The organism is Massilia sp. DWR3-1-1 (assembly GCF_049898325.1).
In the GTDB taxonomy this organism is placed as follows: domain Bacteria; phylum Pseudomonadota; class Gammaproteobacteria; order Burkholderiales; family Burkholderiaceae_D; genus JAFCUW01.
The window spans coordinates 1-22335 of record NZ_JAFCXL010000035.1 but is presented as its reverse complement, the minus strand read 5'-3'; the positions used below and the strand labels follow the sequence as shown (position 1 = coordinate 22335).

Below are 22335 nucleotides of genomic sequence, written 5' to 3'. Positions count from 1 at the left end.
ATTGCTGACGGCTGCCCCTGCGCGCCGCCAGGTTTTTTGAAACCCCACCGCTGCCACGACGCCAGCGGCATGGAGAAAAAGCATGACCGAACTCGAATTCAAATCCCTCGCCAACCAGGGTTACAACCGCATTCCGCTCATCTCGGAAGCGTTCGCCGATCTGGAAACGCCGCTCACCCTGTACCTCAAGCTGGCCCAGACCCAGCAGACGGGCAAGAACACCTTCCTGCTCGAATCGGTGGTTGGCGGCGAGCGCTTCGGCCGCTACTCCTTCATCGGCCTGCCCGCCCACACGGTGCTGCGCAATTTCGGCCAGCGCACCGAGATCGTCAAGAACGGCGTTGTCATCGAGACCCACGAAGGCAATCCGCTCGACTTCATCGAACAGTACCAGGCCCGCTTCAAGGTGGCGCTGCGCCCTGGCCTGCCGCGTTTCTGCGGCGGCCTGGCCGGCTACTTCGGCTACGACACCGTGCGCCACATCGAGAAGAAACTGGCCGACAGCGCGCCCGCCGACGACCTCGGCCTGCCCGACATCCAGCTGATGGTGACGGAGGAACTGGCCGTCATCGACAACCTCTCCGGCAAGCTTTACCTGATCGTCTACGCCGACACCGCCCAGCCGGAAGCGTATTCAAAAGCCCGCCAGCGCCTCAAGGACCTGCGCATGATGCTGCGGCGCGGGGTCGACGCGCCCGTCACTTCGAGCTCGGTGCGCACCGAGGCGATCCGCGACTTCAAGAAGGACGACTATCTGAAGGCGGTGGCGCGCGCCCACGAGTACGTGATGGCGGGCGACCTGATGCAGGTGCAGATCGGCCAGCGGATTCGCAAGCCGTATGTCGACTCGCCGCTGACGCTGTACCGCGCCCTGCGCTCGCTCAATCCGTCGCCGTACATGTATTACTACAACTTCGGCGACATGCAGATCGTCGGCGCCTCGCCTGAAATCCTGGTGCGCAACGAGAGCGCGCCCGATGGCAGCAAAAAAGTCACCCTGCGCCCCATCGCCGGCACCCGCCCGCGCGGCTCCACCCCCGAGCGCGACGCCGAACTGTCGAAAGAGCTGCTGGCCGACCCGAAAGAAATCGCCGAGCACGTGATGCTCATCGACCTGGCCCGCAACGACCTCGGACGCATCTCGCAGACGGGCAGCGTGAAGGTCACCGAGCGCCTGGTGGTGGAAAAATACTCGCACGTCCAGCACATCGTCTCGAACGTCGAAGGCACCTTGAAGGACGGCTTGTCGAACCTGGACGTGCTGCGCGCGACTTTCCCGGCCGGCACCCTGACGGGCGCGCCGAAGGTGCGGGCGATGGAAGTGATCGACGAACTCGAACTGACCAAGCGCGGCATCTACGGCGGCGCCTGCGGCTACCTCAGCTTCGGCGGTGAGATGGACGTGGCGATCGCCATCCGCACGGGGGTGATCAAGGACGGCATGCTGTACGTGCAGGCCGCCGCCGGCATCGTCGCCGATTCGATCCCCGAGATGGAATGGCAGGAAACGGAAAACAAGGCGCGCGCCGTGCTGCGCGCGGCCGAACAAGTGCAAGACGGCCTGGATGGGGAGCTTTGATATGCTGCTGATGATCGACAATTACGATTCTTTCACCTACAACCTGGTGCAGTATTTCGGCGAACTGGGCGAAGACGTGCGCACGGTGCGCAACGATGAAATCAGTCTCGACGACATCGCCGCCATGGCGCCGGACCGCATCTGCATTTCGCCGGGACCGAAAACGCCGGCGCAGGCGGGCATCTCGATCGACATCCTGCGCCAGTTCCAGGGCAAGCTGCCGATCCTGGGCGTGTGCCTGGGCCACCAGGCGATCGGCGCCGCGTTCGGCGGCCAGGTGATCCGCGCGCGCCAGGTCATGCACGGCAAAACGTCGCAGATCGCCCACACGGGGGTGGGCGTGTTCAAGGACCTGCCCAGCCCTTTCACCGTCATCCGCTACCACTCGCTGGCCATCGAGCGCGCCTCGCTGCCCGCCTGCCTGGAAGTGACGGCGTGGACCGACGACGGTGAAATCATGGGCGTGCGCCACAAGGAGTTTGCCATCGAGGGCGTGCAGTTCCACCCCGAGTCGATCCTGTCCGAGCACGGCCACAAGCTGCTGCAGAATTTCCTGGAACTGACATGAGCGGAACCACCATGAAGATCACCCCGCAAGAAGCGCTGCTGCGCTGTATCGAGCACCGCGAAATTTTTCACGACGAGATGCTGCACCTGTTCCGCCAGATCATGTCGGGAGAAGTATCGCCGACCATGATCGCGGCGCTGACGATGGGCCTGCGCGTGAAGAAGGAAACCATCGGCGAGATCGCCGCCGCCGCCCAGGTGATGCGCGAATTCTCGACCAAGGTGCCGATGGCCGACACCACCCATCTGCTCGACATCGTTGGCACCGGCGGCGACGGCGCCCACACCTTCAATATTTCGACGACGGCGATGTTCGTCGCCGCCGCCGCCGGTGCGCGCGTGGCCAAGCATGGCGGGCGCAGCGTGTCGTCGTCGTCGGGCAGCGCCGACGTCATCGAGGCGCTGGGCGCGAACATCAACCTCACGCCCGAGCAGATCGCCCAGTCGATCGCGCAAACCGGCATCGGCTTCATGTTCGCCCCGAATCACCACGCGGCCATGAAGCACGCCGCGCCCGTGCGCAAGGAACTGGGCGTGCGCACCATCTTTAATATTCTCGGGCCGCTGACCAACCCGGCCGGCGCGCCGAACATCCTGATGGGCGTGTTCCACGCCGACCTGGTCGGCATCCAGGTGCGCGTGCTGCAGCGCCTGGGCGCCCAGCACGCGATGGTGGTGTACGGCCGCGACAACATGGACGAAGTGTCGCTGGGCGCGGCCACCATGGTGGGCGAACTGGTCAACGGCGAAATCCGCGAATACGAGATCCATCCCGAGGACTTCGGCTTGCCGATGATCGCCAGCCGCAACCTGAAGGTGGCCGACGCGACCGCCTCGAAGGCGAAGATGATGGAAGCGCTCAATGGCGAACCGGGGCCGGCGTACGACATCGTCGCCCTCAATGCCGGCACCGCGCTGTATGCGGCCGGCGTGGCCAGCTCGATCGAGGAAGGCCTGGGCAAGGCGCGCGCCGCCATCGAATCGGGCGCCGCGCGCGCCAGGCTGGCCCAGTTCGTCGACGTCACGCAGCGCCTCGGCGCGCGCTGAGCGGCGCGGGGCCCGCCATGTTCGGCATCCACGACCTGGGCCTGTTCATCGTCTCGGGCCTGCTGCTCAACCTGATGCCGGGCCCCGATTCGCTGCTGATCATGACACGCAGCGCCTCGCAAGGGGCACGCGCCGGCTGCGTGGCGGCGCTGGGCATCGGCGCCGGCATCTGCGTCCACGTGGTCGCCGCGGCGCTGGGATTGTCGGCGCTGCTGCAAACCTCGGCCACTGCCTTCAGCGTCGTCAAGTACATCGGCGCGGCCTACATCCTGTTGCTGGCCTGGGGCCTGTTGCGCAGCAAGGGCGGCGCGGCGGCAGTGCTGGTGAAGGCGCCGCCGCTGCCCCTGCGCCGCTTGTTCGGCCAGGGCTTTCTCACCAATGTGCTCAATCCGAAAGTGGCGCTGTTTTTTCTCGCCTTCGTGCCGCAGTTTATCGACGCCGCCTCGCCCCACAAGGCGCCCGCGTTCATCGTCCTCGGCGGCATTTTCAATATCAACGGCATGTTGTGGTGCGCCGTGCTGGCCGGCCTGAGCGCCAGCGCCAGCGCCCGCTTCAAGCTCGATCCGCGCCTCGTCACCCTGCTCCAGCGCGGCACCGGCTGCCTGTTCGTCTGGCTTGGCATCAAGCTGGCCCTCTCCAAAAATACGTGAGTACTCAATAATGTCCGATATCCTCAACAAAATCCTCGCCGTCAAAGCCGATGAAGTGGCGGCCGCCCGCAAATACCGCAGCCTGGAAAGCCTGCGCGGCGAGGTCGAGCGCGATGCCGGCCTGCGCGCGGACCTGCGCGGTTTCGAGGCGAGCTTGCGTGGCACCATCGGCGCCGGGCGTGCCGCGGTGATCGCCGAAGTCAAGAAGGCTTCGCCGTCGAAGGGCATCTTGCGGCCCGATTTCCAGCCGGCGGCGATCGCCGAAAGCTATGCCCGCCACGGCGCAGCCTGCCTGTCGGTGCTGACGGACAAGCATTTCTTTCAAGGTGAGCCGGCGTTTTTGCAGCAGGCGCGCGCGGCCTGCCCGCTGCCCGTGCTGCGCAAGGATTTCATGGTCGATATGTACCAGATCTACGAAGCGCGCGCGATGGGGGCCGATGCCATCCTGCTGATCGTCGCCGCCCTTGATCACGGCCTGATGCATGAATTAGAAGCGTGTGCGATGGAACTCGGGATGGATGTGCTGGTCGAAGTACATGACGATGCCGAATTGACGGCGGCGCTCAAGTTACGCACCGCCCTGCTCGGCATCAACAACCGCAACCTGCGAACGTTCGAGGTATCGCTGTCCAACACGCTTGGCCTGCTGCCCCATATCGGCAGCGACAAACTGGTGGTCACCGAGTCGGGCATCATGGGGGCGGACGATGTCCGGCGCATGCGCAAGGCGAACGTGCATGCATTTCTGGTCGGCGAGGCCTTCATGCGCGCGCCCGACCCTGGTGTGGAACTGGCGAGATTATTCGACGAACCATGAACATCCAACGTGGGACCAGGGCTGCTCCCGCAGTCCTGTTTGCCGTTCTGACGGCATATGGGCAGTCGCCCAAAGCGGCAGTGCCAGACACTGCAAGCGCCGCCAGTGCGGCAACATCGGGCGAACTGGCCGTGCCAGCGCAGTCTCCCGGCGCCGACAGCGGGGCCGACCCGGAGTACACCAGGGTGGCCCCCCTGCCCCTCCAACGCACGGCCTTCGACCACGTCGACATGTACAAGGCCGACGCCGCCCGCCACATCATGCGCCACAATATGGCGCACACCTTCAGCGGCGCCCTGCCCCCCATCCTGCCGGCCGTCGTCGTGCTGCGCATCACCGTCGACTACACCGGCAAGCTTACCAAGGTCATCGTGCAGCGCTCGCGCAACGACACGGCGTCCGCGGTGGCGGTGGCATCGATGCAGCGCACCGCCTACCTGCCCATGCCCTACAACCTGGCGCGCGAACCGGGCCGATCACTGACGTTCATGGAAACGTTCCTGTTCGACCGCGACTACCGCTTCCAGTTGCGCACGCTGGCGCCGGTGCAGTAGGGCCAGGCGCCATTACGCGCAGCGCGATGGCGACGGGAAGCAGCCGAAGTGGGCGCCTCAGGCGCTGGGGCGGGCCGGTCCGCGCACTTTCTTGCCCGGGTCGACCAGCTCGAGCGTGATGCCGGGCACCCGCTCGCCTTGCAGCACCAGCTTGAATTGCATCAGCTCATCGCGCCTGAACGCGTGCACCTGCACGACCTGGCCCACCTGGTAGCGCGCCAGCAAGCCGTCGAGGGCCGTGGCGGCGCCGCCGATGCGCAGGCCGTCGAGCGCGACCAGCACGTCGCCGGCGGACAGGCCGGCGACGTGCGCGGCGCCCCCTTCGTGCACCTGCGCCAGCTTGCTGTCGGCGCCGTCGCGGCCGATGGCGACGTCGAACGATGGCTTGTCCGACTTGCGCTGATCGTGCAGGCGCACGCCGAATGGCGCATACAGTTTATGCAGGGGCAGATCTTCGGTGCCGCGCACGTAGCGGTTGAACAGCGGCTTCAGGCGCAGTCCCGTGGCCTCGTCGAACAAGGCCTCCACTTGCGCCTCCGTCACACCGCGCCCGCCGTCGGCGCCGGCGGCGTAAAAATCGCGCCCGAAACGCTGCCACAAGGCCAGCATGACGTCGTCGAGCGACTTCTTGCCATCGGTCTTGGCGCGGATGGTCAAGTCAAACGCCAGCGCCACCAGCGAGCCCTTGGCGTAATAGCTGACGATGGCGTTGGGGGCGTTTTCGTCCTGGCGGTAATATTTGCCCCAGGCGTCGAAGCTCGACTCGGCCACGCTCTGCTTGGTGCGCCCGCTGCCGCGCAGGACGCTGCCGATGGTTTTCGCCTGCAGCGCCAGGTAGGTCGCCTCGTCGATCACGCCGGCGCGCACCAGCAGCAGGTCGTCGTAATAACTGGTGAAGCCCTCGAACAACCACAGCAGCGCCGTGTAGGTTTCGTTTTGCAGGTCGTAGGGCGCGAACGCGGCCGGCTTGATGCGCTTGACGTTCCAGGTGTGGAAATACTCATGGCTGCACAGGCCCAAAAATTTCAGGTAACCGTCGCTGACGCCCAGTGTGGGGGGCGTCGACGTCACCGGCAGGTCGGCGCGCGCGCAGATCAGGGCGGTGGAGGCGCGGTGCTCGAGGCCGCCGTAGCCGTCGCCCACCGCCAGCGTCAGGAACACGTAGCGCGCCATCGGCGCCTTCTTTGATTTCGGCTCAAAAAACGCGATCTGGGTTTCGCAGATGGCCTTCAAGTCCGCCTGCAGGCGCGCCATGTCCAGGTTCGGCACCCGTCCCGTGATGACGATGTCGTGGGGGATGCCGTGGGCCTTGAAACTGGCCAGCGCGAAGTCGCCCAGTTCCACCGGGTGGTCGATCAGCTCATCGTAGTTGGCCGCCAGGTAGGTGCCGAAACCGTAGCGCTTGGCGCCCAGTTCCGGCAGCGCCGTGGCCACGCGCCAGGTCTTGGTCGCCGGATCGCCGCCACGGGCGATGTCGACCAGGTGCGGCAGCGCTTCCTGGCCGATCGCGCGCAGAAACACCGAGGTGCCGTTGAAGAAGCCGTGGGTCTGGTCGAGGTGGGCGGCGCGCACCGACAGGTCCCAGGCGTACACCTCGTAGTGCAGGCTGAGGGGACCATCGACGGGCGCGGCGCGCCAGGCGTGCTTGTCGAGCTTGGCCAGCGCCACCTGCTTGCCCTGCGACTCGGCGCGGATCTGCACGATATTGCGCGAGAACTCGCGGATCATGTAGCTGCCCGGTATCCACGCCGGCAGCGCGAACAACTGACCGTCGATCGATGGCTGATCGACGGTGACGCTGACCTCGAACAGGTGGCCGGCCAGGTCCTTCGGGACGATGGTGTAGCGGATCGCCGGCAGCTTTTTGGTGGAGGGCTTTTTCATGGGGAACTTGGAATCGGTAGAAGCGCTCAGTGTAGCCGAATCGGCGCCCAGGTCCGATGGCTGGTCGATATCGCGCACGACGCCCTCGTCGTCCGTGTCCACTGGTGTAAAGAGATGGCGCTGGAACAGGCCGCGCGCGCCTTCATCGCCGCGCAAGGCCACTAGTTCAGGCAGCAGCTCTGCCCTAAAACCCACCGGATTGCCACGCCGGCCCCGATAAACAGGCGCGGCGATGGAGACGCCCGTGGCCAGGGCGGCGGCCAGGGCGGCGATGGTGGACGGCGCCACGTGGGGCATGTCGCCCAGCGCGACGATCCACGACGGCGCCGGCAGCGCGGCCGCCAGCGCGCTCGCCAGCGAAGCGGCCATGCCGTCGTCGGCATGCTGGCACACCACCACCTCGCAGCCGGCGGCGCGCAACACGGCAGCCACCGCATCGTCGCCGGGCCGCACCACCGCCACCACCCGCCCCAACGCCGCCATTAAATGGCGCGCGCTGGCCGCGACCACCGCTTCACCACTGCCAGGGAGCAGCTGCAGCAGCTTGTTGCGGTGCCCGGACGGATCGAAGCGGCGGCCGCGGCCGGCCGCCAGCAGGATGCCAACCGGGCTGGCCGGGACGGCCAACTACCGGCTCACTTATGCGCTCGCCAGGTCGAACGGCAGCTTGCGCAAGCGCTTGCCCGTCAGCCGGAAGATGGCGTTGGCAAACGCCGGCGCCAGTGGCGGCAGGCCCGGTTCGCCCATGCCGGTGGGCGCCTCGCTCGACGCCACCGTGAACACCTCGACCTTCGGCATGTCCGGCATGCGCGCCACCGTAAAGTCGCCGAAGTTCTGCTGCTCGACGACGCCGTCCTTCAAGGTGATGGCCGATCCCGGCAAGGTGGTGCCCAGCGCCATCAGCACCGCGCCTTGCACCTGCGCCTCGATGGTCATGGGATTGACCGCCAGGTTGCAGTGCACGCCGGCGAATACCTGGTGCAGCTTGGGCACGCCCTTCGTCACCGACGCCTCGACCACGAACGCCACCACCGTGTTGAACGACTCGTGCATCGCCACGCCCCAGGCGCGGCCCTTGGCCAGCTTGCGCTTGCCGTAGCCCGATTTCGCCACCGCCAGGTCGAGCGCGGCCAGGTGACGCACATGGCGCGGATCGATCAGCCCCTTGCGGTAGGCGACCGGGTCGACGCCGGCGGCATGCGCCGCCTCGTCGATCAGGGTCTCCATGACGAAGGCGGTGTGGGTCGAGCCGACCGAGCGCCACCACAGCACCGGCACATTCGCCTTGACGATGTGCGCCGTCAGGTTCAGCGGCACCTCGTAGGGCGCGCCCATGCCTTCGACCATGGTGTTGTCGACGCCGTTTTTGACCCCGAAACCCTCGAACATGGTGCCGGTCATGATCGACTGGCCGACGATGGTGTGGTCCCAGGCGACGATCTTGCCGTCGGCGCCGATGCCGATATCGGCGCGGTGCACGTGCGACGGCCGGTAGTAACCACCCTTGATATCGTCCTCGCGGCTCCAGATCACCTTGACGGGACCGGTTTTGCCGGCGGCCCGATAGGCCTTGGCGACATGGACCGCTTCGGTGACGTAGTCGGCGTTGGGCACGCCGCGCCGGCCGAAACCGCCACCGGCCATCATGGTGTTGACGGTAACCTGCTCCGGTTTCAGGCCGGCGGCGGCAGCGGCCGCGGCCTGATCACCGCCGGGGAACTGGGTGCCGGTCCAGATGGTGCAACTGGCGTCGCCCAGGTCGACGACGCAGTTGAGCGGCTCCATCGGCGCATGCGCCAGGTAGGGAAACTCGTACAGCGCCGAGATTTTCTTCGGCGCCGACGCCAGTTTCGACAGGTCGGCCGTCTTGACGGACGCCCCGGCGGTCTTGGCCAGCGTGGCAAATTGCGCCATCTGGGCCGCGCTGCTGACCTTCTCCAGGCTGCCGGCGTCCCAGTCGATCACCAGCGCGTCGCGCCCCGTCTTGGCCGGCCAGTAGCCGTCGGCGATGACGACGACGCCGCGCCCGCCACGATCGAGCGGCACTTCGAGCACCTCGATGACGCCCTTGATCGCGCGCGCTTTACTGGCGTCAAAACTGGCCACTTTGGCGCCGAACACCGGTGGACGCGCCACCAGCGCCACCTTGGTATTGGGCGGCGTGAAGTCGATGCCGAATTGCTGCTTGCCGTTCGACTTGACGCGCGCGTCGATGCGGCGGGTCGGCTTGCCGATGATGGCGAACTCCTTCTGCGCTTTCAGGGTCACGCTGGCCGGCATCGGCTGGCGCATGGCCGCGTCGGCGAGCGCGCCGTAGCTGGCCTTCTGGCCGGCCGGGCCCATGACGAAGCCCTTGGCGGTACGGCACTGGGCAGGGGTGACCTGCCAGCGCTCGGCGGCCGCGCCGATCAGCATCAAGCGAGCCTTGGCGCCGATCTCGCGGTATTGGACGAACGAGTGGGCGATGGTGCCGGAGCCGCCCGTCATCTGCATGCCAAACACCGGGTCCTTGTAGACGTCGGCGGCGGGCGCCAGCGCGCTGCGCACCTGCGCCCAGTCGCAATCGAGGTCCTCGGCGATGAGCATCGGCAGCGAAGTGTTGACGCCCTGGCCGAACTCAAGCCGGTTGACCATCACGGTGACGCTGTTATCGGGGGCGATGCGCAAGAACGCGTTGGGCGCGTAGACCGGCTTGGGCGCCTCGGCGGCATGCGCGAAGCGCTTCGCTCCCGGCATCACGAAGCCGAGCACCAGGCCACCGCCGGTGAGGGCGCCGGCTTTCAGAAAACCGCGCCGCGAGACAGCGGCACCGGCGGGACGCACCAGCGCCGTATGATTGATCCATTCTTTTTTCATGTCGCTCTGCCTCAGGCCAGGGTTTTGGCCGCGTCCTTGATGGCGGCGCGGATGCGTTGATAGGTGCCGCAGCGGCAGATATTGCCGCTCATGGCGCTGTCGATGTCGGCGTCGGTGGGGCTGCGGTTGGTGCGCAGCAGCGCCGTCGCGCTCATCACCTGGCCGCTCTGGCAGTAACCGCATTGCGGCACGTCGAGCTTGACCCAGGCATCCTGCACCGCCTTGCCGACCTTGTCGGACTCCATCGCCTCGATGGTGGTGATTTTCTTGCCGCTGGCGGCCGAAATCGGCGTGATGCACGAGCGGATGGGGGCGCCGTCCAGGTGCACGGTGCAGGCGCCGCACAGGGCCGCGCCGCAACCGAACTTGGTGCCGGTCATGTTCAGGTTATCGCGCAGGGCCCACAGGATGGGCGTGGATGGATCGGCTTCAACCTGCATATCGCGGCCGTTGATGTTCAATTGGACCATGGGAGTTCCCTTCGTAGTGGCACTGCGTGAGTTTTTATGGGGGTAGAACTGGCGGCCACGCTGTTGCGCGGTCCGCGATCGTGCTGCAACTGCCAGGTGCGTGGCCGCCCGCCCGGGCGGCCACGCACAAACACTTACTTGATGGTGGCGAACTTCGATTCGAGCGTCTTGGTGTCGACCGCACCGGGCATACGGCTGCCGTCAGCGAAGAAAATCGCCGGCGTGCCCGAGATGCGCAGTTTCTGGCCCAGCGCCAGCACTTTTTCGTTGGGCGTGGCGCAACTGGCCGGCGCAGCGGCGGCCGCCTTGCCGTTGATCATCCACTCGTCCCAGGCCTTGTTGCGGTCGGCCGCGCACCAGATGTTCTTCGACTTGACGGTCGAGTCGTCCGACAGGATGTTGTACATGAAGGTGTACACGGTGACGTTGTCGAGTTCTTTCAGGGTGGTCTGGCGGAAGCGCTTGCAGTAGCCGCAGTTGGGATCTTCGAACACGGCGATGACGCGCTTGCCGTCGCCCTTGACGGTTTTCAGGGCCATCTCGAACGGCAGGTCGGAGAACTTGACCTTGTTGATTTCGTCAACGCGCAGCTTGGTCAGGTCTTCCGCCGTTTTGGCGTTGTAGACGTGGCCGATGATCAGGTACTCGCCCTTTTTATCGGTATACAAGATGTCGCCGGCGGCGCGCACTTCATACAGGCCCGCGTACGGCGTTTCCTTGACCGAATCGATTTTCACGCCCGGCCCCAGGCGGGGTTCGACGATCTTTTTAATGTTCGCTTCGACTGCCGGGTCGGCGGCGGCGTTGCAGCCCACTGCCAGCAGCGAGGCCGCAACGGCGACGGCGGCGCGCGCGGCCAGGCGGCGCGACGAATTCAATATACGCATTACTTCTCCAGATTCATTTCAAAAAAATAGTCATTTGCCCATCGCGTGCGAGATCAGCTTGCGCTTGAGTGTCGGCAACTTATTGAGCAAGTTTAGCCCCAAATTGCGCGCCATGCGCAGCGGCTCGAGATCGGCGCCGAACAGGCGCACCAGGCCATCGGTGGCGACCTGCATCAACAGCACATCTTCGCGGCGCGCACGGGCGTAGCGTGCCAGCACGGCGGCATCACCGATGCCCCGGTGCGCCTCGCGCCCGGCCAGGGTGGCGATCAGCTGGGCGACGTCGCCGAAGCCGAGATTCATGCCGTGTCCGGCCAGCGGATGGACCACGTGGGCGGCATCGCCCACCAGCGCCACCCGGGGCGCCACCAGCGAGTGGGGGCGAATCAGCGCCAGCGGCACATCCTTGACCAGCTCCGGCACCAGCGGGCGCAAGGCGCCCAGCCGGCCTTCGCACAGCACCGCCAGCCGCACCGCCATTTCGCTGAGCGTCTCGGCCATCAGGGTGGTGGCCAGCAGGTCGGGCGCCGACCACACCAGCGAGACCCGGTTGCCCGGCAGCGGCAGCAGGGCGACGATGCCCTCCTCGCCGGTGAACCATTGACAGGCGACGCCGTGGTGCGGCAGCTCGCAGCTGAAATTGGTGACGACCGCGCGCTGGTGGTAGGGGCGGTAATCGAGGCCGATGTCGCATTGCCCGCGCACCCACGACTGGCCGCCGTCGGCGCCGACGATGAGCTGGCAGGCAATGACGGTGCCGTCGTCGAGGGTGACGCTGGCGCCGTTGGCGTCGGCCGCCAGTGCGCGCGCGCGGCCGTGCACGATCTCGATATGGGGCGCGAAGCGCAGCGCCGCATCGAGCGCCTGATTGATGTTGCGGTCCTCGACGATCCACGCGAGCGCGCCGACGTGGGCGCCGAAGGCGTCGAAGGCCAGGTCGCCGGGCTGCTGGCCGTCGCCATTGATCACCATCGACTCGACCGGCGCGACGCGCGCGCTATCGAGCGCCCCCCACACTTTGAGCGACGACAGCAGGGTGTGGGCGCTGTGATTGAGGGCGTAGACGCGCACATCCCAGGGCTGCTCGGCGCCGACGGCGGCAACCGGCGCTGGCGCGGCCAGCGGCGGCGCCAGCAGGGTCACGCGGTGGCCGGCCTGGGCCAGTCCAAGGGCGGTGGTTTTGGCGATGGCGCCGTTGCCAACGATGCAAATATCGGTGTCGCGCCGTACGGCGCTGAGAGTTTGGCTGTTCATCAAACCATTATAGCGGCTTGAAAGACCACGGTTTTACCTGCCGCAGTACGGTATTTTTCAATCAAGTTGTCATCCGGACTTGCAAAGTGGGTTTGCCCTGTCTATAATCATGCCTCTTGGCCTGGTAGCTCAGTCGGTAGAGCAGAGGATTGAAAATCCTTGTGTCGGTGGTTCGATTCCGCCCCGGGCCACCAAGAACATTTAAAAGCCACCTTCGGGTGGCTTTTTTGTTTGTCGTTTCAGTAGCCCCACAGTGCGGTCCATGCCCGCTACCCGAAACAAACCGCGACGGTCGGCGACATCTCGCCCCCAATCGTCCAAGGGCTCATTCCCCACCCGCTTGCTTCTTTACAAAACTCAAAAATTGTCCTGCTGCGCAAGAGGCGAATCACACACCGGCTCGCAGCGCCATCCCCACCACGACAGCATTTCCTTCCTCAGCCGCCTGAGACGGAAAGGCAATGTCCATTTTATTCCTGGGAACCGCATGCCTCGCAGGTGTCATGCGCGTGATCTGTGCGCCTTCGCCGACGCCATGCGAGCGCGTCCACCTGGTCACTCATGTCTGTCCACATGCAATACCGCATCCCCAATGTTCAGCGCAACTCCCGTAAGGCCCACGCCACCTGCCCTGCCACGTCACTGTCGGCATCGTGGCGCGCCGCTTCCAGCGCCGGCAGGCTCGCCTGTTCGGCCAGGTCGCCCAGCGCATGCGCCACGCGCGAGCGCACCGCCGGTTCTGGGTCGCGCAACATCGCATGGAGCACCGGCAGCCAGCGCACTTCGCCCATGTCGCCCAGCGCGCCGACCGCCTCGGCCCGCACCGCGGGCACCGGATCGGAGAGCAGAACGGCCAGCGCAGGCGACGTCTCGGGGAAGCGCATTTCGCCCAATGCCCATGCGCCCAGCCTGCGCACCACAGGGCGTCGGTCCTGCAGCGCCAGTATCAGCGGGGGAATCGCCGCACGCTGCCGGAACGATTCCACCTCGAGCGCATGGCGCAGCGCGAAGTCCTCGGCCCGCATGGCCACTGCCAGTTGCGTAAAATTCGGATTGTCCAGGCGGTCGAGCAGCGCGCTCACGTCCTGCCCGCGGCGCGCTTCGGGCGCCTGCCATAACTGATCGGGCCAGACCACGTGCTCGCCTTTGAGCGCCAGCCCGCTCAAGGCGGCGATCAGGAGGCAGGTCAGCACCGCGCCGGCCGCCCAGGCGCGGTCCGTCACCGGTGCGCGTGCGCGCCGCGCTTCAAGCAAGGCGGCGATACGCGCCGTCAACGCGTCCCCGCGACCGGCAATGCGCTGCCCCAGCGAGCGCGCATGCGGCGCAGCGAAGGCGTGACGCGATACCTGCAGCAGCGTGTGCGCATACTGCGATGGCTGGACCCCAGCGCGCAGCGCGGCATCGTCGGCGGCGCATTCCACATCATGCTCCATGGCGCGCACCAGCAGGTGCATCAGCGGGTGCCACCAATACCAGGCCAGCATCGCGCGCGCCAGCAGCATCAGCGGCCAGTCATGGGCGCGCACATGGGCCAGTTCATGCGACAGCACGGCGGTCGGCGCGGCGGCCGCAAGGCTATTGCGGTCAAGCACGATGACCGGCTGCCGCACGCCCCAGCTCAGGGGCGACGCGATCTGGTCCGACACCAGCAGCCGCACCGGCCGGCGCATCCCGTATTGCCCCCGCAGCCCTTGCAGGGCCGCGCACCAGGGCGGCGCCAAGACGACCTGCGCGCGGGCGCTGATGCGGCGCAGCTGCCACAATGCCCATCCCATGCGCACGGCGTGCAGCAACACCACCAGCCCATAGATGCACAGCAGCCCCCATCCCAGCGCGGCGGCGCGAAACGGCGCCTCGAAGCCAGCCGACGCCGGCGGCGCCCCGGCAAGCCATTGCAGCGGCGGCAAGGCGGCCGGTGGCGCCAGCAGCGCCGACCATGCATACGGCAGGCGCAGCGGCACCGCCGGTACCAGAACCCAGGCCAGCGGCATCAACACCAGCGCGGCCAGGCCGCAGCGCGCGGCGAACACGCGACCCGCTGCCGATCCGCTGCGCAAGGCGCGCAGCACCAACAGCAGCAGCAATACCGCCAGGGTATGGCGCAGCAGCAGCGCCAGCAGGTCGCTCCCTTGCACTAGCGCCCTTCCTCGCGCGCCTTGGCGATCATCGCTTCGAGTTGATCGAGTTCATCGCTGGAGAGCTTGCCCGACATCCCCAGCAAGGCGCTGGCGGCGCTGACGGGAGAATTGTCGAAGAACGTCCCCACCAGCCGCTTCAGCACGGACACGCGGACCTCCCGCTTGGGCACCACGGCCTGATACAGATAGCGCTGGCCATCGATCCGGTGCCGCAATACCCCCTTCTCTTCCAGCCGCGTCAGCATGGCGCGGATCGCCGAATTGCTCAGCTCAACGTCCAGTCCCTGCTGAATCTGCGTGGCGGTCGCCTCGTGCAGGCCATAGACCAGTTCAAGGACCTGGCGTTCGCGCAGCGGCAAGCTGTCGAGTGCGTCGAGCGCCCGCACGCCGCTACTGTCATCGAGCTTGCTCATGGTTGTTTGTCCTGTGTTTGCGCCTTGGCGAGATTGTTGCGATAGCCTTCCAGCGCGCGCTCGCTGGCACCGTTGGCCTTGCCCAGATCGAGTGCGCGCTGAAACTGCAGGCGTGCCTCCTTCGGTAACTGCGCCGCCAGCAACGCTTCGCCATAGCTGTCGGCGGCGTTGTCCGATCGGGCAAAGGTGTCGGCATTGTATTTGAACAGCAACGTCGCAACTGCCACTTGCTTTGCCTTGCTCAGTACCTCAAAGCCGATTGCGTTCAGTTCCGCTTCGCTGAACTTGCCGGCGCCCACGGCGGCAAGCACCCGGGCCTGGGCTGCCGCGTGCTCGCTGCCGGAGAACCTGGGCGCTTCCAGCGCGAGCACCTCGGCCAAGGCCTGCCGGGCTGCCTGCCTGGCCCGCACTGCCGCCAATTCGGTGGCGCTGGCCAGGACCTGGGACAGCGCCGCGCGGACCAGTTGCGGTTCCATCAGCTGGATGTGGTGGCCGCTGTTCGGGGTGACCACATGGGCGCCGCTCGAAAACTGGCTAAAAAAAGCCTGATGCCGTTCGCGCTTGATGCGCACTGCCACTGGCGTCTCCTGAAAGAAATCGGACTGCGCGCGCGTGCGTACCGATGTCAGCAGCACCGTCGGCACATCGGGTAGGGCCGGCATGGCGGGCAACTGGCCGGCATCGAGGATGTGTTGCACCAGGGTCAAATCGCCCTGCCACCTGGGCGGCATGCTGGCCGCCAGCATGCGCTGGTCTTGCAGGACGCGCGCCGGGTCGACGCGCTTGAGTGCCACTTCCAGACCTTCATCGGCCGGGTCGACAAACACCATGCCGGCCACCTGCTCCGGGTGGCGGGCGGCGAACTGGCGAATCAGGAAGGCGCCGTAGGAGTGGCCCACCAGGATATACGGCGGCTTGGCTCCCGCAGCAACGAGCATCTGCTCAAACTCCGCGCCGCTTTGCTCGAGCCCAAGCGGCGTGCTGCGCGCCGGCGACTGCCCCGTGCCCGCACGCGAATAGGCCAGCACGCGCGCCTGGCTGGCCATCTCTGGCAGCACCTTGCGCCATACCGACAGATCGCTGGCAAAGCCCGCTTCGAACACCACGGTGAAGGGACCACTGCCACCTTGCACTACATGCAACTGTCCGGCGCCGACCTTGACCATCCGGTCGGTGTTGGCCGCCGCGACCGCGGCACATGCGCCCAGGGCCGCCCAAGCAATTACCCATGCGCCAATGCGCCGCGCCAGCAAGGCATCCATATCTGTTTCCTTTGGTCAATTGAAGGGCAAGCGTGGTGCACCTGCTACACAAGTAGCATGCCACACCTGTAGCATCAACGCAAGCACACCGTCTTTTGCGCCACTGCGGGCAGCTCAGGCAATTCGACAAACATGAGCGACCATTGGACATCGCCGTGCCCAGCGCCGTGATCTCGTGGGCGTCGAAATCAAGATGGGCGAACGCGACGAGTACCGCGGGCTGAGCGCCGGCGGGTCGCGGTCAGGACTGATGTCAGCTCGTGCGATTTCAAGTGTAACTCTTGTAACTATGCGCGCCACCGCACGCAGGAATTTCCGTGTGGAACGGTATAACAAGTTGCACAGCTTACGGCCACCGCGCCGGCGCCTCCACGCTGCCCTGAAAAACCAGGCGCTGGATCCGCAACTATTACAAAGGAAGCACCATGAACCGATTCCAGAACAAGCCGCACGCCCTCGTATTGGCAACGATCGTAAGCGCCCTGCTGGCGGCGCCGCTTGTCGCGAGTGCGGGAACGTCGTCGCCCGTGCAGTCACCGGTCAAACTGGGCTCGGCGGGGACGTTTGCGTTGCTGAGCAAGACGGGGATCACCGACGTGTATGCCTCCGTGATCACCGGCGACGTCGGCGCCAGCCCGATTACGGGCGCGGCAATCGGCCTGACCTGCGGCGAGATCGCCTCCGGCATTCTCTACACGGTCGACGCCGCCGGTCCGCTGCCATGCAGCGTGACGGCCGCCACCTTGCTCACGTCGGCGGTGGGTGATATGGAAGCGGCCTACACCGATGCGGCCGGCCGCAGCCGCCCTGATTTCACCGAACTCGGTTCCGGCGAAATCGGTGGCAGGACGCTGGTGCCGGGCCTGTACAAATGGGGGACCGATGTCAAGATTTCGAGCGATGTCAGATTGGCGGGCGGTCCGAACGATGTCTGGATTTTCCAGGTTTCCGGCGGCATCCACCAAGCCAACGCAAGCCGCGTCACCCTCACTGGCGGCGCCCTGGCCAAAAACGTCTTCTGGCAATCGGCAGGCGCTGTGTCGATCGGCACCACCGCCCACTTTGAAGGCGTGCTGCTGGCCAAGACCCTGGTCGCCGTGAAGACCGGTGCATCGGTCAATGGACGCCTGCTGGCCCAGACCGCCGTGACCCTCGAGAAGAACCGCATCACCCAGCCCGCCCCGTAATACGGCGGGCGTGGCGCAAGGCCGGAAATGGACGGGGCGCAGGATTGAAAATCCTTGTGTCGGTGGTTCGATGCCGCCCCGGGCCACCAAGAACATGTTTTGCACCACGCCAATCCATCGCGATTGGCGTTTTTGTCTGCAGAGGGCATCGTCCTCGTTTCCGGTCCATCTCTGGCCACCAAGGCCAGGCTTATCCGGCTTTTCGCAATCCGTTTCGTGTTGGCGGCGTCTGAGCGAGGCCGGTGGTGATCACATCACCCTGCGTCATCTTCGGACACGAGGCCCAAGCGACGAAGTCATCGTTTCCTCTTTTGCAACTTATGTGCAGTTTACTTCAGGTATTCGCCCGACGTTGACCAAGTCGGTGCATTTAGAAGCGACAGACGCATTTGCAGTCGTCAAAATGGCGGCTGGTTTGTTCAGTCGTTTGCCGGCACTTCTCGGCTGCAGTCCTTCCAGACAGCCAGAAACCATGCAAACAACGAAGGCAGCTAGATGATTCGACTTCTCTATATTAGCAAAGCCTCTCCTTCAGTGTCGGACGAACAGGTGCAGGAAATTTTGATGTCGGCGCGGCGAAATAATCCAGCCAACGGTATCACCGGCGTTTTGATTCACGGTGGAGGCCAGTTCATGCAGGTATTGGAAGGGCCCGAGCAGAAAATATTGCGACAATATGTCAAGATACTGGACGATCGCAGACACGACGATGCCAGGATTCTCCATGTTTCGCCAGCGCACACTCGAATATTCGAGCAGTGGTCGATGGGGGGCATCGCAGCAAACCCATTGCAATTTCAGCATGTCTCTCAATTCCTCGACCGTCGTCTGGAGGTGGTCGATGCAAAGACGTTCACCAACACAATGCGCGAGTTTGCGCAGAGGCTCAATGCAGATAAATAGGATAGCCTTCCCCCCTTTATCGGCCCACTGGGCGGGGCCGCGCGCTTGTGCGGGCAGGTTTTTATCCGAAAAATAGCCTGCGTGGATTGAAAAATATCGAAATGGAACGATGCGGCAAGACCGTGCGGCCATCCGCAGGCAGATGATCGAAACAGTGGGCGACGCCTGCTGCGCCGACGTCGGCACCCAGCCCCCACCAGCCCCCCATCGTTCGAACGATCGCCCCCAGTTTTACCAGAAAGCAACACTTCGGCCAGATTCTCAGATTCACTCAGGACGCGAGGGCTGCAATTTCCTATACTAGTTGCTTTGCAGCCACTTTCATACACCATGACCATTGCCAGGCGCGCCTCCGCCCCCCGTTTGAAACGTTCCGTCGTGGCGCTGGCTGCCATGCTGTGCCTGTTGCCGCCGGCATGGGCGGCGCCTGCCGACACCGCGTTCACTGCGATGGTCAGCAAGTTCGTGCTGCTGCCGTCAGGCAAGCCGGAGACCGAGGTGCTGGCAAAGGCCAGTACTGCCGTCTCATTTATCCAGCGCATGGAGTTGCCGCAAGCGAGCCGCGCCATCAACGAAGCGCTGCAACTGGCGCCGGGCAACACGCAGCTGCATTTTCTGAACGCCTTCATTTATCACCTGCAAGCCAAACAGGGCGATTCGCAGAAGAACGAGATGGCCATCGAGGGCTACCAGCAGGCGCTGCGCATCGATCCGGCAAACTGGATCGCCCAGGAGTTCCTGGGACTGGCCTTGCTCGATCACGGTCGCTTCGCCGACGCCAAGCTGCAGTTTTCCGAGGTCCTGATGATGACCCCGGATAGCACGGTGTCAATCAACGGCCTGATGACGGCATCGTATCTGACCGGCGACGCCGTCACCGCCTGCCTGATGGCCGATCAGCTCGGCGACGGCGCGTCCCTGAGCCCCGGCATGCTGCGCTCGACCGTTGCCGTGTACGCCTCGTGCGGGCAGTTCGCCAAGGCCCAGAGCCTGCGCGGCAGGCTGACGGCCGCGCCGCAAGAAGCCGACCGGCTCGACCGCCGCGTGGCCCAGTGGAAGTCGTTCTACGACAAGCAGGCGCCACTGACGGGTGGCGCCGTCATCCAGCACGCCAATCTGAGCAGTACCACCGCCAAGGTCGCCGTCATGCCGGCGCAGGCATTCACGGTGCCGAAAATACCGGCGCCCCGCCCTGTCGCGAACACGCCACCGCCAGCAGCGCCAGCAGCCCCAGCAACAGCCGCTGCGGCCGCTGCGAACGCTGCTGCCGAGCCCGCCGCCACCGCCGCCGCAGTGGCCGCGCCGGCCCCCGTCAAGGACGGCGACGCCGGCCCCCGCATGGTGCTGGTGGACGTCGTGCTGGTGTCGATGCAAGACCAGGTCAGCACCTCGAAAGGGGTCAATCTGCTCAGCGCGCTGACGCTGCAACTGGGCTCGGTCGCCGGCAACCTTGCGGCATTTTCGCGCGCCGTCTCCTCGATCGCCACCACCAACGCGCCCGGCAGCACCACCACCACCATCACCCGCGCGGTGACGGTGCCGGCGCTGTCGTATTCCCTCAATATCGCCAACGCCAGCAACGCCATCAACGAAGTGCTGGCGCGGCCGACCCTGGCGGCGATCGAGGGTATGCCTTCTGAATTCTTTTCCGGCACCAACCTGAGTGCCGGCGTGGTGTCGGCCAGCACCCAGGGCGGCACCACCATCGTGCCGCTGGAAAAACGCTTCGGCATCAAGCTGGCGGTGACGCCGCTGTTCCTGGCCAACGACCGCGTGCAGTTGAAGGTCGAGGCGCAGCGCACCTCGCTCACCGCCTCGGTCGACAACCCGCGCGTGGCCTACCAGATCGAGTCCGGCGAAATCACCGCCAACGCCAACGTCGTCATGGCCCTGGGCGATACCCTGGTGCTGTCGGGACTGACCGAAAAATCGTCGACGCAAACGCGCGACGGCGTGCCCGTGTTGCAGGACGTGCCCGGGGTGCAGTACCTGTTTTCGAACAAGAAAACCAATGACCTGCAGCGCTCGGTGCTGATGCTGATCACCCCGCGCGCCCCGGCCTACACGGCCCGTGGCGGGGTCGATCAGGCAGCCGGCCTCGACCCCGCGGTCAAGGCACTGCGCGAAAAATTTGGTTTCAAGGGCGACACCCCGTCCAACGCCGCCGCCGTGCTCAGCCACCTGAGCAGCAATGTGATGTTCCGCGAATTCCGCCAGGGCGATGTCGTCATCGAGCGCTGGGACCGCATGGACAGCACCGGAGAGCGCCTGCGCCAGGCGCTGGAATTCTTGTATTACTGACGTTTGCCTTTGCGACGCACCAGCTGCGCGCCTGAAAGAGTGTCCGAAAAAATCAGCTTACCTCAAGCATCGTCACGCTACTGCCTGTTGCGCGGGCGGACAATGTGCCGCAAATTACCCCCAGCCTGAAGAAATTACTTGGCGGATTGCCGATCGCTGGCATGCGGGACGAGGTGGGCAAGCTGGTCGGCACGCTCAAGCAAACCAGCTGCGGTAGCGGACTGAGCGGCTGCTATGCCACCAAATCCGGCCCGCTGCAGCTGATTTTTTCACCGGCGGCACGGCGCAGCAAACCTTCCTGCTGGTGGTCAAAAAAACCATGGCACTGCCGCCCCTGCTCAAGCCGAACGTGCAAAAAGTGCTGGGCGAGACGTCCGTCAAAGACCCGATCATCTCCCTCCCCACCGCCGACTACGTGCTCGACATTGCCCACATGCCGGCCGATCTGCAGAAAGTGGTGAGGGACTTTATTTCAACGTCCCCAGCCTGAGCTTTACAGCCGGGGTGCAACTGGCCGCGCTGGGCGTTCAATGACGCCAGCAACTCGATCTCCCACGCCTTCGGCGGCAAGAAGCACCACAGCGATGCCAACGACAAATTCGACCGCTCCGTGTTCGACTGGGACTATTACTATGACACCCGCGGCACCGCCTGGGGCAATACCGACCTGCTGCAGTAATGGGCCGACCACGGCGATGGCGAAGACCAGCGCGCCAGCCTCGAATACGACATGGCCTACTATAAAAAGCAGCATCCAAAGGCCAATAACAAGGATCTGCTCAACACCTGCCTGGAAGACGGCATCAACCGCTACGACCAGGCCAGTGCCGACTTCAGCCTGGCGGCGCTGCAATCGCGCTACTGGAAAGCGATGAACTGCCGCCAGGTGTACGACTGGTACCACGCCAATGGCGGCCCGGCCGCCTCATAGCCGACCATCGCCATGCAAAAAAGCCAGACATAAACAGCGACTACGCGAACAATCCGTTCGGTACGATTGGCGGCGCCGGCGCCGCCGTCAGTTTGCATACCAGCGATTTTCGGCCGACGGCCTGGCGCCTGCTTGAGCGCGTCCTCCGCCCCCGGCACTCTCAGCAATCGGGGCTACGACCGCGCCAGCGCGCCGGGGATTGCACCTTGGCCGGAGCGGCCAGACGCTTGGGCGATTCAGGCAGGTCATTGCCGGGGCCGGGGGATTGGCCTCGCCATTGCCATGCCTGCTCGAACGGGCTGCGCTTATTTCTGCTTTCTCTCCTCGCTGCTGTCCTCTGCCTGCACGCCTTGCGGCAACCTGACACCGTCGGCCACCAGCGTCACATTCAATCCAGCCAGCATCACCACTGCGGAATTGCCAGAAGGTACAAGGCTCAGCGAGGGGGCCGCTGCGGGCGCAACTGCCAGCGCCATGGCCGGCGTTGCAGCCGTGTCCTGCACCGACAGGGTGCTAGCCACGGCATTTTGCTGGCGGATTTCGCTGGCGCTGTCGGCACTGGCGGGGGCGCCGGTGCCCGCGTTGATGGTCATGGCGCCAAGGCTGTTGCCGCTGGCGGCCAGCGACACCGTGCC

At 65.3% G+C, this 22335-nt stretch carries 20 protein-coding genes, 1 tRNA gene and 1 pseudogene; 12 read left to right on the top strand and 10 right to left on the bottom strand.

The genetic code is table 11. From position 1 onward, the window contains the following. Window positions 1-82 precede the first annotated feature (82 nt). The 6 genes from trpE (at window position 83) to ACP7EY_RS22780 (ending at window position 5214) form a co-directional block, all read left to right on the top strand. Window positions 83-1579 carry an anthranilate synthase component I gene (trpE, locus tag ACP7EY_RS22805; RefSeq protein WP_426197563.1) on the top strand — a complete coding sequence of 499 codons (1497 nt, stop codon included), beginning with the start codon at window positions 83-85 and terminating at the stop codon, window positions 1577-1579. 1 nt (window position 1580) lies between these two features. Continuing rightward, on the top strand, window positions 1581-2147 hold the full coding sequence (locus tag ACP7EY_RS22800; protein ID WP_426197572.1) for an anthranilate synthase component II: 567 nt from the start codon (window positions 1581-1583) through the stop codon (window positions 2145-2147). A gap of 11 nt (window positions 2148-2158) precedes the next feature. Beyond that, window positions 2159-3193: an anthranilate phosphoribosyltransferase gene (gene trpD, locus ACP7EY_RS22795; protein WP_426197571.1), complete on the top strand. Its 1035-nt coding sequence runs from the start codon at window positions 2159-2161 to the stop codon at window positions 3191-3193. A 17-nt stretch (window positions 3194-3210) separates the two neighbouring features. After that, complete coding sequence (locus ACP7EY_RS22790) at window positions 3211-3843, top strand: LysE family translocator (RefSeq protein WP_426197562.1); 633 nt, start codon at window positions 3211-3213, stop codon at window positions 3841-3843. Window positions 3844-3853: 10 nt separating this feature from the next. Next, window positions 3854-4660: an indole-3-glycerol phosphate synthase TrpC gene (gene trpC, locus ACP7EY_RS22785; protein ID WP_426197561.1), complete on the top strand. Its 807-nt coding sequence runs from the start codon at window positions 3854-3856 to the stop codon at window positions 4658-4660. Between the two features lie 80 nt (window positions 4661-4740). Then, on the top strand, window positions 4741-5214 hold the full coding sequence (locus ACP7EY_RS22780; protein ID WP_426197560.1) for a hypothetical protein: 474 nt from the start codon (window positions 4741-4743) through the stop codon (window positions 5212-5214). A gap of 57 nt (window positions 5215-5271) precedes the next feature. Here the strand turns inward: ACP7EY_RS22780 and ACP7EY_RS22775 are convergent, their stop codons facing one another. The 6 genes and pseudogenes from ACP7EY_RS22775 to ACP7EY_RS22750 all read right to left on the bottom strand — a co-directional run bounded on the left by ACP7EY_RS22775 (window position 5272) and on the right by ACP7EY_RS22750 (window position 12565). Next, window positions 5272-7098 (bottom strand): M61 family metallopeptidase, encoded by a 1827-nt coding sequence (locus tag ACP7EY_RS22775; RefSeq protein ID WP_426197570.1) that lies wholly within the window; start codon window positions 7096-7098, stop codon window positions 5272-5274. A 126-nt stretch (window positions 7099-7224) separates the two neighbouring features. Then, a pseudogene (locus ACP7EY_RS22770) lies at window positions 7225-7725 on the bottom strand (nucleotidyltransferase family protein); the annotation flags it as partial. A 12-nt stretch (window positions 7726-7737) separates the two neighbouring features. Continuing rightward, window positions 7738-9954: a molybdopterin cofactor-binding domain-containing protein gene (locus ACP7EY_RS22765; RefSeq protein ID WP_426197559.1), complete on the bottom strand. Its 2217-nt coding sequence runs from the start codon at window positions 9952-9954 to the stop codon at window positions 7738-7740. Window positions 9955-9965: 11 nt separating this feature from the next. Then, window positions 9966-10424, bottom strand: a complete 459-nt coding sequence (locus ACP7EY_RS22760; RefSeq protein ID WP_426197558.1) for a (2Fe-2S)-binding protein — start codon at window positions 10422-10424, stop codon at window positions 9966-9968. 134 nt (window positions 10425-10558) lie between these two features. Next, window positions 10559-11311, bottom strand: coding sequence for a DsbC family protein (locus ACP7EY_RS22755; protein ID WP_426197557.1), 753 nt, complete (start codon window positions 11309-11311; stop codon window positions 10559-10561). Between the two features lie 30 nt (window positions 11312-11341). Next, on the bottom strand, window positions 11342-12565 hold the full coding sequence (locus ACP7EY_RS22750) for an FAD-dependent monooxygenase (protein WP_426197556.1): 1224 nt from the start codon (window positions 12563-12565) through the stop codon (window positions 11342-11344). Between the two features lie 118 nt (window positions 12566-12683). Between ACP7EY_RS22750 and ACP7EY_RS22745 the strand changes: the two genes are divergently transcribed. After that, window positions 12684-12759: transfer RNA gene (locus ACP7EY_RS22745), tRNA-Phe, on the top strand. A 402-nt stretch (window positions 12760-13161) separates the two neighbouring features. On the opposite strand, the gene ACP7EY_RS22740 is transcribed toward ACP7EY_RS22745, so the two are convergent. From ACP7EY_RS22740 to ACP7EY_RS22730, 3 genes are read right to left on the bottom strand one after another with little or no spacing between them, the layout of a single operon-like run. After that, window positions 13162-14700, bottom strand: coding sequence for a HEAT repeat domain-containing protein (locus ACP7EY_RS22740; protein WP_426197555.1), 1539 nt, complete (start codon window positions 14698-14700; stop codon window positions 13162-13164). After that, a complete protein-coding gene (locus ACP7EY_RS22735) occupies window positions 14700-15116 on the bottom strand; it encodes a BlaI/MecI/CopY family transcriptional regulator (RefSeq protein ID WP_426197554.1) in 417 nt (138 codons plus the stop codon). Before ACP7EY_RS22735 ends, ACP7EY_RS22740 begins: the two co-directional genes overlap by 1 nt. Then, the gene (locus tag ACP7EY_RS22730) at window positions 15113-16378 is read right to left on the bottom strand and encodes an alpha/beta fold hydrolase (RefSeq protein ID WP_426197553.1); all 1266 of its coding nucleotides are present in this window, start codon (window positions 16376-16378) and stop codon (window positions 15113-15115) included. The genes ACP7EY_RS22735 and ACP7EY_RS22730 overlap by 4 nt, the downstream gene beginning before the upstream one ends. 425 nt (window positions 16379-16803) lie before the next feature. On the opposite strand from ACP7EY_RS22730, the gene ACP7EY_RS22725 reads away from it, so the two are divergent. The 5 genes from ACP7EY_RS22725 to ACP7EY_RS22705 all read left to right on the top strand — a co-directional run bounded on the left by ACP7EY_RS22725 (window position 16804) and on the right by ACP7EY_RS22705 (window position 21700). Beyond that, window positions 16804-17565 carry an ice-binding family protein gene (locus ACP7EY_RS22725; RefSeq protein WP_426197552.1) on the top strand — a complete coding sequence of 254 codons (762 nt, stop codon included), beginning with the start codon at window positions 16804-16806 and terminating at the stop codon, window positions 17563-17565. Between the two features lie 495 nt (window positions 17566-18060). Beyond that, a complete protein-coding gene (locus ACP7EY_RS22720) occupies window positions 18061-18468 on the top strand; it encodes a BLUF domain-containing protein (RefSeq protein ID WP_426197551.1) in 408 nt (135 codons plus the stop codon). A 363-nt stretch (window positions 18469-18831) separates the two neighbouring features. Next, window positions 18832-20769, top strand: coding sequence for a secretion protein (locus ACP7EY_RS22715; RefSeq protein WP_426197550.1), 1938 nt, complete (start codon window positions 18832-18834; stop codon window positions 20767-20769). 319 nt (window positions 20770-21088) lie between these two features. After that, window positions 21089-21259 (top strand): hypothetical protein, encoded by a 171-nt coding sequence (locus ACP7EY_RS22710; protein WP_426197549.1) that lies wholly within the window; start codon window positions 21089-21091, stop codon window positions 21257-21259. A 240-nt stretch (window positions 21260-21499) separates the two neighbouring features. After that, entirely contained in the window at window positions 21500-21700 is a 201-nt protein-coding gene (locus ACP7EY_RS22705) for a hypothetical protein (protein ID WP_426197548.1), read from the top strand. A 305-nt stretch (window positions 21701-22005) separates the two neighbouring features. Here ACP7EY_RS22705 and ACP7EY_RS22700 read toward each other — a convergent pair. Next, window positions 22006-22335: hypothetical protein (locus tag ACP7EY_RS22700; RefSeq protein WP_426197547.1), on the bottom strand; the 330-nt coding region annotated here is incomplete at its 5' end.

Excerpts from the sequence above, each read along its gene's own strand:
- trpE (WP_426197563.1), top strand. The coding sequence starts at position 83 with ATGACCGAACTCGAATTCAAATCCCTCGCCAACCAGGGTTACAACCGC.
- ACP7EY_RS22800 (WP_426197572.1), top strand. The coding sequence starts at position 1,581 with ATGCTGCTGATGATCGACAATTACGATTCTTTCACCTACAACCTGGTG.
- trpD (WP_426197571.1), top strand. The coding sequence starts at position 2,159 with ATGAAGATCACCCCGCAAGAAGCGCTGCTGCGCTGTATCGAGCACCGC.
- ACP7EY_RS22790 (WP_426197562.1), top strand. The coding sequence starts at position 3,211 with ATGTTCGGCATCCACGACCTGGGCCTGTTCATCGTCTCGGGCCTGCTG.
- trpC (WP_426197561.1), top strand. The coding sequence starts at position 3,854 with ATGTCCGATATCCTCAACAAAATCCTCGCCGTCAAAGCCGATGAAGTG.
- ACP7EY_RS22775 (WP_426197570.1), bottom strand. The coding sequence starts at position 7,098 with ATGAAAAAGCCCTCCACCAAAAAGCTGCCGGCGATCCGCTACACCATC.
- ACP7EY_RS22765 (WP_426197559.1), bottom strand. The coding sequence starts at position 9,954 with ATGAAAAAAGAATGGATCAATCATACGGCGCTGGTGCGTCCCGCCGGT.
- ACP7EY_RS22760 (WP_426197558.1), bottom strand. The coding sequence starts at position 10,424 with ATGGTCCAATTGAACATCAACGGCCGCGATATGCAGGTTGAAGCCGAT.
- ACP7EY_RS22755 (WP_426197557.1), bottom strand. The coding sequence starts at position 11,311 with ATGCGTATATTGAATTCGTCGCGCCGCCTGGCCGCGCGCGCCGCCGTC.
- ACP7EY_RS22750 (WP_426197556.1), bottom strand. The coding sequence starts at position 12,565 with ATGAACAGCCAAACTCTCAGCGCCGTACGGCGCGACACCGATATTTGC.
- ACP7EY_RS22735 (WP_426197554.1), bottom strand. The coding sequence starts at position 15,116 with ATGAGCAAGCTCGATGACAGTAGCGGCGTGCGGGCGCTCGACGCACTC.
- ACP7EY_RS22730 (WP_426197553.1), bottom strand. The coding sequence starts at position 16,378 with ATGGATGCCTTGCTGGCGCGGCGCATTGGCGCATGGGTAATTGCTTGG.
- ACP7EY_RS22725 (WP_426197552.1), top strand. The coding sequence starts at position 16,804 with ATGAACCGATTCCAGAACAAGCCGCACGCCCTCGTATTGGCAACGATC.
- ACP7EY_RS22720 (WP_426197551.1), top strand. The coding sequence starts at position 18,061 with ATGATTCGACTTCTCTATATTAGCAAAGCCTCTCCTTCAGTGTCGGAC.
- ACP7EY_RS22710 (WP_426197549.1), top strand. The coding sequence starts at position 21,089 with ATGGCACTGCCGCCCCTGCTCAAGCCGAACGTGCAAAAAGTGCTGGGC.
- ACP7EY_RS22705 (WP_426197548.1), top strand. The coding sequence starts at position 21,500 with ATGGCCTACTATAAAAAGCAGCATCCAAAGGCCAATAACAAGGATCTG.